This window comes from Collinsella bouchesdurhonensis, from assembly GCF_900155365.1.
Taxonomy (GTDB): domain Bacteria; phylum Actinomycetota; class Coriobacteriia; order Coriobacteriales; family Coriobacteriaceae; genus Collinsella; species Collinsella bouchesdurhonensis.
Window position 1 is genome coordinate 1 of record NZ_LT699731.1, and the last position, 1,019, is coordinate 1,019.

The 1,019-nt window shown below is 65.9% G+C and carries 1 protein-coding gene; it reads left to right on the plus strand.

What is annotated here, in order from left to right:
- A partial coding sequence (locus BQ9843_RS00020; RefSeq protein ID WP_143327589.1) for a GNAT family N-acetyltransferase occupies positions 1–1,019 on the plus strand: 1,019 nt, incomplete at both ends.

A 1,019-nucleotide genomic window follows, 5' to 3' on the forward strand; every position in this document is an offset into this window, starting at 1 on the left:
CGACGCCCGACGCTTGTGCTTGGACCGCCTGGCGTGCGGGCGAGCGCGGCCTGGTGGGCGTGCTCGCCGATGCCATGCGCGGCGAGGTTTATCCAGCGCTGTATCGCATTGACGAGACGGGCCCACAGCGCCTGTTTGACCGCGAGCGCGTGGTTAAGGCCGCTGTTGCTTTGGACGAATGGCGCGAGCGTGCCGACTGGGCAAAGATTCGTCTGATGGGCGATGGCCTTGTCCGTTATGGCAAACTGCTTGCCGAAGACGAAGCCGCCCGTTGCTTGGAGCGTTCGCTGTGGTGGCCCTCGGGGGAGGGCTTGTTGCGCAGCGAGGCCACGGGTGACGGTGACCCGGCGGGTGTGCTGCCCATCTACACGCGCCTGTCTGATGCCGAGGAAAACGAGCGGCGCCGGTTGGGTCTGGGCGAAAGCGCCCATACCGAGACAACGGGCGTTGCCGACGAACTTGCCGGCAGGCATCTGCAGTATCGTCCCATGGGTGCGGCGGATGCCGAGGGCGCTGCGGCGCTCGACGCATCCTGCTTTGCGGGCGCAAGCCATGAGGCGTGGTCTGCGAAGCTTTTCCTCGATGAGCTGGCGCAAGATCTTCCCGCTCCGCGCTCCTGGTGGGTGGCGCATGATAACGGCCATATCATCGGCGTTGCCGGCGGTATGGTTGTTAACGACGACGTTCAGATTCTGGACGTGGCGGTCGATTCTGCGCATCGCCGCGAGGGCATTGCGCGCAAGCTGCTCTCGCACGTGAGCTACGATGCCCAGATGCTCGGCTGCACCTCGGCATCGCTTGAGGTGGAGGACGACAACGAGGTTGCCCGTGGTCTTTACGAGTCGCTCGGCTTTACCGGCGCCGGCGTTCGCCGCAACTACTATGGTCCGGGTTCGGATGCGCTCGTCATGACGGCGCAGCTGCCGCTTGTGTTGCCCGTGGACGCTGCGTCTCCCGAGCCCACGGCTGCTGCCGTTCGCACCTGGCCGCAACCTGCCGCCGAGCGCGGCGAGGAGCAG